Below are 9,736 nucleotides of genomic sequence, written 5' to 3' on the forward strand. Positions count from 1 at the left end.
ACAGGGGGTGTTTTTTTATGTTTGAGAAAAATAGGTGGGTTTAAAGTATTTGATAGGCTTGGTTTAGTTTCAGCTATCGTATATAAATTATTAAAACTTAAAAAATTATAAAAAGGGATAAGTGTGTTTGATGTATTTGCACAACTTTGTGGTGGAATAGGTTTATTCCTGCTCGGCATGACCTTGATGACCGACGGCCTGAAGGATATTGCAGGTGAATCTCTGAGACAATGGTTAGGTAGATTTACGGGTTCTCCTTTAAAAGCGATGAGCTCAGGTATTATCTTTACCTTGATTGTGCAGTCTTCAACAGCGACAACACTTGCTACTATTGGTTTTGTAAGTGCAGGAATACTAACTTTTGCTCAATCTGTTGGCGTGATTATCGGTGCAAATATTGGTACCACTAGTACTGGCTGGATGGTAGCACTGCTTGGTGTCAAATTCTCGATTGGAAAATTCGCTTTACCCTTAATTGCAGCGGGCGCATTACTCAAGATCTTAGCTCAGGGTCGGCTGGCTTTGACTGGGCTTGTAATTGCGGGATTTGGTCTGATTTTCTTTGGAATTGAGTTATTGCAGGTGGCAATGTCTAGCCTGGCAAATCGTATAGATCTTTCTATATTTAGCACCCAAAACTTTTTCTCAAAATTATTATTAGTCTTGATTGGCTTGGTGATGACGGTAATTTTACAATCATCTAGTGCCGCAATTACGACGACAATTACTGCATTGGCAAGCCAGATTATTCAGCTAGAACAGGCACTTTTGTTGGTTATTGGTCAAAATATTGGAACTGTAGCTACGGCAGTCTTGGCGGCAATTGGGGCGAATAGCAATGCACAAAGAACGGCTGCAGTACATGTGATTTTTAATCTGAGCAGTGCAACTTTTGCCTTCCTGGTCTTAATTCCACTTTTTCTCTGGTTATCCCACCAAGGTCACTTGCTGGCTTCTTGGGATTCTGTAGTAATTGTTGCAGCTTTTCATACGGCATTTAGTTTATGTGGGGCTGTATTATTAATGCCTTTCATCGAACAGTTTAAGCATTTTTTGACTTGGCTCATTCCTACTGATGAGGACAGTTTAATTCAGTCTCTGGATGAGTCGAGTCTTTCAGTACCCGCAGTTGCAGTTGCGAATGCTGAACATGTCATTGATCAGATAGTATGGCAACAATATGGCTGGTTTATTGCGGCATTTAAAGATGGACAGCTGGTTGCAGCCAATCAACTCAAACAACAAGATGAACTCATTGCAAAGCTTAAACAATATTTGGCTCAAATTACCGTGTCTCAAAATACCGAAGAGCAAGCACGTTTATTGGCCTTACTCAGGAAAGTGGTCTATCTCAATGTATTCCGCAGTGATCTTGAACAATTATCCTATAGTTTAGATATACGAACTCAACCTGCTTTATATCAAGTTTTATTGGATTTTGTTGAAATTTTTGATAATTATTGGAAGGAAACTGCAGATTTAAAGGATTATGATAAAATTTGCATGTTACGAAATGAACTGATTCTGCTGGAACAATGGGCGAAACAACATCATGCTGAACTTCGTGAAAAGATTAATCAGTATGCTTCTAGCAATCAATTGAGTGCTGCCAGAACCTTGGAATTACTTGCAGCACATCGCTGGCTGGATCGATTAATTTCCCATAGCCAGCGCTTTGTAAATGTATTAAGTGAAAATGAACTCAATGCTGATCAGCTAACTGACGACGCGCATGCTTGAGTGCAGTACGTAAGCCCTCTTCTAGAGTCGGATGATAGAATGGTTTTTCTAGGATCTGATCAATTGTCACTCCTTCACCAATTAACCAGGCAAGAAGATGACCTAGATGTTCTGCCTGTGCACCAAATAGTTCTGCACCCAAAAGTTTACGCGTAGATCTGTCTACATATATTTCAGCACCACCCATATTTGTAGCTTCCACCCGCGCTCGGCCCTGTCTTTCATAAGAAACAAAACCTGTAACGAAATCAGTTTTTGCTTTTTGTAATTGCTGATAATTTTTTCCAATAATAGCCATTTCAGGCTGACTGAACACAATCGCCAAAGGGGTAAGTTTTGGAATTGCTTGTACATCTGGATAATTTAGGCAATTTTTAACGATTTTTTTACCTGCATATGCAGCTTCATGCTGAATTGGAGCATCAGGAGCTGCATCACCAATAATAAAAATTGGATAGTTAGCTAACTGTTTTGTAGAAAGATCAATTGGAAGATTTTTGATGTCTGTATATGAGGGATCAATTTTTTTCAGGTCGAGTTGATCAAGGTTGCTGCTTCTTCCAGTTGCAGTTAATACATAGTCAACCTCTAAATTTTCTGGTTGATCATTTTGCTTAAATTTTATCTGGACTTGATCACCTTGTCGGATCATTTCATCAGGAACAGTTTTAAATTTAATCTCAAGTTCTGAACTGAGTTGCTGTTGAGCAAGTTCCTGAAGCACTGGACTTGTAAGAGAACCGACTTTTTGACTACGGGCAAATACAGTGGTCTTGACTCCTAAGCGTTGCATGGCTTGTGCAAGCTCAATGGCAATCACTCCGCTACCAATCACTGCCAGTGACTCAGGTAGGGTAGGAAGCTCAAACACCTCATCAGAGCTAAGAAGTCGCTCACCGAGTACTTCTTTTTGTTTTGAATCGATATTTGGTCGTGAGCCTACAGCTAAAATAAAACTTTTAGCTTGATAATATTGTCCATCTACTTCTATTGTTTGGGCATCTACAAATTTGGCATGACCTGAAATTTTATGTTTTGGATTCCATTGATTGACTTCTTTAAGGGTGGCTTGAGTAAAGAAATCACGTAATTCACGAACACGTGACATGACATTGTTCGGGGTAACTTCACTATCAATATTTAAAGCTAAATCATGTGCATGCTGAATCAGGTGCATACGATTGGCTGAAGCAATTAAAACTTTACTTGGCATACATCCGACGCGTGCACAGGTCGTATCCCAAGGGCCAGCATTAATGATCAGAATATTATCCGTATGTTTGATTGCTTCTTTATAGGCAGTGATACCTGCAGTGCCTGCACCGATAATGATGAGGTCGTACATTAATTGCTCTTATTGAAATCAATTTATGAATATAAGCTAGCATAAAAAACATTTAGCTTACCTTTATTTACATAAATGCTTAACTATGATTACATATCGCATAATGAATAAAGATTGATAACAAACTCTATAATAGAGGGTCTTGGGGATTTAAATGATTAGTAAACAATTAGGTATTAAATTATCTGCTCTTACTTTGGCACTAATGTTAGCAGGCTGCGGGGGCGGTGGAAGTGATGGTTACTATAATAATGATGGCTCTAGTTCTGGAAATATTACTACGAACCCTAGCACAGGTGAAGAAGTAAAATCTGTTAATATTAGTACTATACAATTGATTGATCGAAATGGTAACTTGACTCAGGCAATCGCTGCAGAAGGTGTGAGCGCTCAAGTCAAAGTAACTGATCAGTCGGGTAAAGGAATTAGTGGTGCATTAGTTACATTTACAGTGACTGGTGGTGTTGTTTTAGGTAGTTCCAATGGTGCTGTTTTAACAAATACAAATGGTGAAGCGAGTATCTCAGTTAAACCTGAAAACTTAAATACCAATGGTGCCTATCAAATTTCTGCAGTTGCAGATTTTGATGGTACCGAAGCATCAACACCAGCACTTAATTTCTCACTTCAAGCAACCAATATTATTTTAGTCGATTTAACGGCAGCTAGTACTCAATTAGAATCTGGTGGTTCAACAAATATCACGTTAAAAACGCAAGATGCAAATACAAAAGTCAATCAGAATAATGTCAATGTCGAATTCACTGCACCATGTGGTAAATTTGAACCTGCTACAGTTGTTTCATCAAATCAAGGAAATGTTACGACAACTTATAAAGCGATTGGTACAGATGGAAAGCTTTGTACAGGAACACAAAAAATTTCGGCAACAGGTTTAAATATCCCAGAAGTTGGAATTGATGTCAGTATTAAGGCACTTGAAGCTAATTCACTAGTATATACATCTAATAAAGTTAATTTGGGGATTAGAAAAAGTGGCTCAGCATCATCTGGTCAAATTGAATTTACTTTGTATGCAAATGGTGTACCTATAGCAGATCAAGATGTTTTGATTGAGAAAGTACAAGCACCAGAAGATTTATCGTTCGTATCATTTGGAAATCAAAATAACAAAACTATAAAAAGTGATTCAAATGGTAAAGTGATTGTGAATCTTTATCCAGGAGATAAACCTGGGCCTGTAGAGATAAGAGCAACTTTAGTTTCAGACAAAAATGTTTCGGCTGTATCTAAAAATGTATCTGTATCCATTGGTCGAGTAACTCAAGATGGATTAAGTTTATCAGTATCTAAAAATTCATTACAGAATGTAATTGATGGTGACACTGCAACTATTACAGCGAGAATGGTTGATCGTACACGGAACCCTGTTCCAGATGGTACAGTAATTAGCTTTGTTTCTGAGGGAGGGAAGGTTGAACCTAATTGTTCAACAGTCCAAGGAGTATGTTCTGTAACTCTAACAACACAAGAACCTCGTCCTTTAGATAATCGTGTGACTGTATTGGCTTATGTTGAGGGTGATAAAAGCTTTACAGATTTAGATGGCGATAATCTTTATACTAAAGGCGTAGATCGACTTCTTAGTAATATTGGTAGCTTTTTCCGTGACGATAACGAGGATAATCAATATAACAAAGATTATGGTATTGGTGAATTTCTTTATAATCGTGCGGTATTAGGAAACAAAGCGACCTGTGCTCCATCTACAATTAGACAGCCGAATATCGCAGACACATGTGACGATAATTTAGATACGGTCATCCGTCAGCAATTATTATTTGCATTTGCTGAAAATACACCAACCTTTACTAATGTAAAGGCAAGTGGAAGTTTATTGTCTTTTAATATGTATGGAAATAGCGCTCAAAGTGTGCCTATGCCAACAGGTACCACAATAAGTGTTACGCCTGAGGATAATACAAAAGCTAATAATTTATCTTGTACTGCAGAGTTAGCAACAGGAAGTTCACCTGTCGCAAATGTCTTTGATCTTTTGACACCAAGCACTTTCAAAAATAGTAATCAAAGTTATTATGGCTATCGTCTAAAAGAATGTGCGGTAGGAGATACGTTGAAAGTTTCTGTTTCTTCGCCAGATAGTAAAGTATCAACAATTTATGTAGATTATCAATAGAAATTATATTTGTATAAAAAACAGCGCCTCGGCGCTGTTTTTTATGGGAACTTGTCATTAAAAATTAAAGGGACGTTCCCACACTTACACCCACCGTCGGTTTCACATTCATCGAACTACAACCAACAAAACTTAAACAAATGATCAGTAAAACTTTATTCATGAATTAATCCTTGGTCCTTCGCCTTGTAATACAAGGCAGTAGAGCGTGTACCACTACGGCAAACCATTAAAATGGGTTTAGGTAAGTCATTATAGTATTTGGAAAATTCTTCAATGTTCTGTTGTGTAATTTTTCCGCTAATCACTGGCTGATAAATTACACTGGCATGATGGCGCTCTGCGATAGTACGAAGCTGAATAACCGATACTTCATTACCCGTTTCCTGATCTGGACGATTGACAATGACAGACTTAAAACCCTGTTTCATTAATTCTTGAAACTTAATGCTATTCATTTGTCCAGCTACACTTACTGTAGGGGTTAATGGCCGGCTTAATTCTGCAGAAAAACTGAGCGTAGCAAAGCTTAGACCTAGTCCAAGTATTGCATATTTCCAGAAGAAGGGATTAGTCATCCAATAAATCCATTTGTTTTGCGATCTGGTACAGGTTATTAGAACGGTTACCAGTACGGCAGAACATCAATAAGGGTTTTGGCAGTTCGTTATAGTGATTGGCAAAAGTACGGACATCGAGTTCAGTGATCTGACCTGCAACTACAGGTTGATGCACGTAATCCAGACCTGCTGCACGAGCAGCTTCTTCAATTTGTGCACTGGTTGGCTGATCCGGACCACCTTCCATATCCGGGCGGTTATTGATAATGGATTTAAAACCTTTCTCAACTACCTGTTCGATATGTTCTGGACCAATTTGACCTGCAAAGCCTACATTTTCACTCATGATGTCACTCCATCATTTCATTTATAAAGATATGCTTTATGATAGCATTAAGCTCAAAAATGAGCAGAAAGATCTGAAATTTTTATAAACGAATACCATCATAAAATAACGCAACGGAGCGCGTATGCATGTATATACAGTTGAACCACTGTATGTCAAAAGCGGTCAAGATGTCATTGCTGCCGATTTTTATCGTCCCAAGAATATACACAAACCAGCAGTCATTTTAATGGCACATGGTCTGGCTGCCTTACGTCATTTTGAACTGGTCAAATATGCCCAACGTTTTGCAGCAGCGGGTTATGCCGTCATTTTGTTTGATTATCGCTACTGGGGTGGAAGTACCGGACGACCACGAGAACTGGTTTCAATTAAAGCCCAGCTTGAAGACTGGCGAACCATGATTGCTCACGTTAAAGCACGTAAATCCGTAGATGCTAAACGTATTGTGCTCTGGGGAACGAGTTTGAGTGGCGGATATGTACTAACACTTGCCGCAGAATCCAAAGATGTACAGGCCATTATGGTCCAAGTCCCATTTGTGGATGGTGCTGAAAGTGCCAGGTTGTATCCTTTACAGCAGCTGCCTAAAGCGCTGAAAATTTCCAGTCAAGATTATATGGGCTCTAAAGTCGGGATGACGCCACGAACTTTACCCGTCGTGGCCCAGAATGAACTCTGTTTCTTGCCAACACCCGATAGCTACGAAGGTTATCTATCAATTGTTCATCCAGACCATTACTGGAGTGGGGAAATACCAGCCCGGGTGTTCTTTAAACTGATCCGCTATCGACCGATTCAGGATGTGCGTAAAATTACAGTACCGGTTCTGTTTATCGCTGCGCAACAGGATAGCCTGATTCCGATTGAGTCTAGCCGTGAAACGGTAACCAATATCGCACCATTTGCCCAATATCATGAGTGGAATATGCGACACTTCGATATATATCATGGTGAATGGTTTGAAAAAGCAATTTCGACCCAATTAGAATTCTTACATCAATATATTGGAGTTCGTTAGATGATCATTGTATGTCCGTCATGTCAGGCCAAAAACCGTGTGCCTGAAGATAAACTCACCGCGAGTCCTGCATGTGGCCAGTGTCATCAGGGCCTGATTCCACTTGCGCCGATTGAACTGAATGAACAGAATTTTAGCCAGTTCGTGACTGGTAGTGATTTACCGATTCTGATCGATCTCTGGGCGGACTGGTGTGGTCCGTGCAAAATGATGGCTCCGCATTTTGCAACGGTAGCGCAGCAGTATCCAAATGTGGTATTTGCCAAAATTGATACGGAAGCGAACCCAAGACTCAGTGCTGCATTTAATGTTCGTAGTATTCCGACACTGGTTTTGATGAATAAAACTGATGAAATTGCTAGAATAAGTGGCGCACTCAGAGCATCACAGCTACAACAGTGGCTGGATCAGCAGCTGAATGCCAAATCTTAATACCCAGGCCTGGAGTTAACGTGTCAGATTCTCATGTACAACCAGAGGGAATTCTTTCCCTACAGACGATTGCAATGCCAGCAGATACCAACTGGAGCGGTGACGTATTCGGTGGATGGATTGTTTCACAAATGGACTTGGCCGGTGCAATTCACGCAGAACGTTTTTCTAAGGGACGTTGTGCGACAATTTCAATTAATCAGATGACTTTTCTGGTGCCAGTAAAAGTCGGTGATGTGATCAGCTGTTATACCAAGATTTTGAAGGTGGGGAATACCTCGATTCAAATGCAAATTGAAGTATGGGACAGTCACGATGATTCCCGTCCACCTGTACGTGTTACTGAAGGGGTATTTACCTTTGTTGCCGTGGATGTCAAAGGCAATAAGCGCCTGATTCCGGATGAAGCAAAACAAAAGTTCATTGATGCTCAACAAGCGAATTGATGAATGCAAAAACCAGACGAGATGTCTGGTTTTTTATTTTTGAAAAATTAAATCATAAAATCTTGATTTTAAAACTTGTCCTGATTTTAAAGCTAAAGATCAAATCCTATTAAGCTCAGAAGGGTATGGTAGTCATCATCTCTATAAATAATAAGAATGCTTTAACTCGATCCCAATTTAGTTAGTACAGATTATTAAAATATTAAGAAGCAACTCTATTTTTAAGTTGCGATTTAGCGATCCAGGCCCAGAGCATTTCACACTGAATCGGTGCTTTGCCAGATTCATCTGTTATGACGACCTGCACCAATGTTTCGCCTTTATCTGTACTTTGCATCAATTGCTGCTGTTCAGCAGTCAGAGTGGCTATAGCACGCATTGCCCCCTGGGTAGGACGTTTATAATCAATTTTGATACTTTTGATGAGGACGACTGCAGAATCAGGCACGTTCATTGCGGTGACAAATCCTGTGGCTGTTTCTGCAAGCAGTGCCATGGCACAGGCATGAACCTGACCAATATGGTTCTGCATAGCCTTATGATTGGCCATGCTGACCATGACCTGATCATGGCTCACCTGTTCATAGCGAATTCGGGCAGAACCGACCATCGGCACTACACGTCCAAAGGTTTTACTCAGCAGTGCAGTACGAATGCCTTGTGGAAGTCGTGAACTTGCTTTTACCAGTTTGGAGAGTCGATTGCTTTTGGCCATGGTTCTATTATCCGAAAATAGACTGTCTTAGTCTTTAAAGTTGTTGAACTGTAAAGGCACACCAAATTGCTGTTCTTTGAGGAACGCCATAATTTGTTGCAAAGTATCGCGTTTTTTATCGGTCACACGAATCTTGTCGCCTTGGATAGAAGACTGCGCTTTAATGCCACTTTCTTTAATGGCTTTATTAATTTTTTTTGCGGTATCTGAGTCAAGACCGTCTTTCAGTTTGATCACCTGGATATAGTTTTTACCTGAAGGTGCACCTTTTTGCGGATCGAGCGCCTGAATATCTACTTTACGTTTAAAGAAGTGATTTTCTAACATGCTATAAACTTGTTCACACTGGAAATCACTTTCAGTCTTGATTTTGATTTCTTTATTTTTTTCGTTCAGCTCGATTGAAACGTCCTGACCACGGAAGTCAAAACGGGTCGCAATTTCTTTTTGCGTGTTTTGAACTGCATGGTTTACTTCAAAAATTTCTAATTCAGAAACAATATCGAAAGAAGGCATAGTTTAGACCTTTACAAATGGAAAGAATATCTGAGATGCTAGGGATGTTTTCTTCATTTGCCAAGTGTTGTTTACATCAAAGGAGTGCGCAATGATCCGTAAACAAGAAATTACAACATTTGAGTTCCCAGAAGGTGCTGTAATCTGGGATGTACGTGATTCTAATGCTTTTGCTGAAGCACATATTAAGGGTGCGGTAAACCAGCCCATTAACGATCTTTCAGCAGATAGCCTTACTCAAGTGTCCACGGATCAGCCGATTTATATCCTGTGTGGTGGAGGTAGTAAAGCCCCTCGTGCTGCTGAAAAACTAGAGGGTTTCGACAGCTCTCGTGAATATGTCATCCTGATGGGGGGTACACGTGCTGCCCGTGATGCAGGCTTGCCGCTGGAACAGGGTGCCTGATTAAGCTTTAAAAAGAAAAAAGCGCCTTCAGGCCATTGCTGTCCCACAATT

At 39.9% G+C, this 9,736-nt stretch carries 11 protein-coding genes; 6 read left to right on the plus strand and 5 right to left on the minus strand.

What is annotated here, in order from left to right:
- The first annotated feature begins 123 nt into the window (after positions 1 to 123).
- Positions 124 to 1,740, plus strand: a complete 1,617-nt coding sequence (locus BK820_RS14435; protein WP_071321292.1) for a Na/Pi cotransporter family protein — start codon at positions 124 to 126, stop codon at positions 1,738 to 1,740.
- Here the strand turns inward: BK820_RS14435 and BK820_RS14440 are convergent.
- Entirely contained in the window at positions 1,703 to 3,085 is a 1,383-nt protein-coding gene (locus tag BK820_RS14440) for a dihydrolipoyl dehydrogenase (protein WP_071321293.1), read from the minus strand. The genes BK820_RS14435 and BK820_RS14440 overlap by 38 nt on opposite strands.
- A 154-nt stretch (positions 3,086 to 3,239) precedes the next feature.
- Here BK820_RS14440 and BK820_RS14445 point away from each other — a divergent pair, with 154 nt between their 5' ends.
- On the plus strand, positions 3,240 to 5,243 hold the full coding sequence (locus BK820_RS14445) for an Ig-like domain-containing protein (protein WP_004815999.1): 2,004 nt from the start codon (positions 3,240 to 3,242) through the stop codon (positions 5,241 to 5,243).
- 155 nt (positions 5,244 to 5,398) lie between these two features.
- Here BK820_RS14445 and BK820_RS14450 read toward each other — a convergent pair whose 3' ends face one another.
- Positions 5,399 to 5,821, minus strand: coding sequence for a protein tyrosine phosphatase family protein (locus tag BK820_RS14450; protein ID WP_071321294.1), 423 nt, complete (start codon positions 5,819 to 5,821; stop codon positions 5,399 to 5,401).
- Positions 5,814 to 6,149 carry a protein tyrosine phosphatase family protein gene (locus tag BK820_RS14455; RefSeq protein WP_071321295.1) on the minus strand — a complete coding sequence of 112 codons (336 nt, stop codon included), beginning with the start codon at positions 6,147 to 6,149 and terminating at the stop codon, positions 5,814 to 5,816. Before BK820_RS14455 ends, BK820_RS14450 begins: the two co-directional genes overlap by 8 nt.
- A 124-nt stretch (positions 6,150 to 6,273) precedes the next feature.
- Between BK820_RS14455 and BK820_RS14460 the strand changes: the two genes are divergently transcribed.
- From BK820_RS14460 to BK820_RS14470, 3 genes are all read left to right on the plus strand, one after another.
- Positions 6,274 to 7,170 carry an alpha/beta hydrolase gene (locus BK820_RS14460; RefSeq protein ID WP_071321296.1) on the plus strand — a complete coding sequence of 299 codons (897 nt, stop codon included), beginning with the start codon at positions 6,274 to 6,276 and terminating at the stop codon, positions 7,168 to 7,170.
- A complete protein-coding gene (gene trxC / locus BK820_RS14465; RefSeq protein ID WP_071321297.1) occupies positions 7,171 to 7,602 on the plus strand; it encodes a thioredoxin TrxC in 432 nt (143 codons plus the stop codon).
- 74 nt (positions 7,603 to 7,676) lie between these two features.
- Positions 7,677 to 8,048: an acyl-CoA thioesterase gene (locus tag BK820_RS14470; RefSeq protein ID WP_218954330.1), complete on the plus strand. Its 372-nt coding sequence runs from the start codon at positions 7,677 to 7,679 to the stop codon at positions 8,046 to 8,048.
- A 202-nt stretch (positions 8,049 to 8,250) separates the two neighbouring features.
- Here BK820_RS14470 and BK820_RS14475 read toward each other — a convergent pair whose 3' ends face one another.
- Together BK820_RS14475 and BK820_RS14480 are read right to left on the minus strand one after the other, a co-directional pair.
- Positions 8,251 to 8,763 carry a DUF4442 domain-containing protein gene (locus BK820_RS14475; protein WP_071321298.1) on the minus strand — a complete coding sequence of 171 codons (513 nt, stop codon included), beginning with the start codon at positions 8,761 to 8,763 and terminating at the stop codon, positions 8,251 to 8,253.
- Between the two features lie 27 nt (positions 8,764 to 8,790).
- Positions 8,791 to 9,279, minus strand: a complete 489-nt coding sequence (locus BK820_RS14480; RefSeq protein WP_004816006.1) for a YajQ family cyclic di-GMP-binding protein — start codon at positions 9,277 to 9,279, stop codon at positions 8,791 to 8,793.
- Between the two features lie 91 nt (positions 9,280 to 9,370).
- On the opposite strand from BK820_RS14480, the gene BK820_RS14485 reads away from it, so the two are divergent.
- Positions 9,371 to 9,685 carry a rhodanese-like domain-containing protein gene (locus BK820_RS14485; RefSeq protein WP_004816007.1) on the plus strand — a complete coding sequence of 105 codons (315 nt, stop codon included), beginning with the start codon at positions 9,371 to 9,373 and terminating at the stop codon, positions 9,683 to 9,685.
- Positions 9,686 to 9,736: the final 51 nt, after the last annotated feature.

Source organism: Acinetobacter sp. LCT-H3, from assembly GCF_001866125.1.
Classification (GTDB): domain Bacteria; phylum Pseudomonadota; class Gammaproteobacteria; order Pseudomonadales; family Moraxellaceae; genus Acinetobacter; species Acinetobacter schindleri.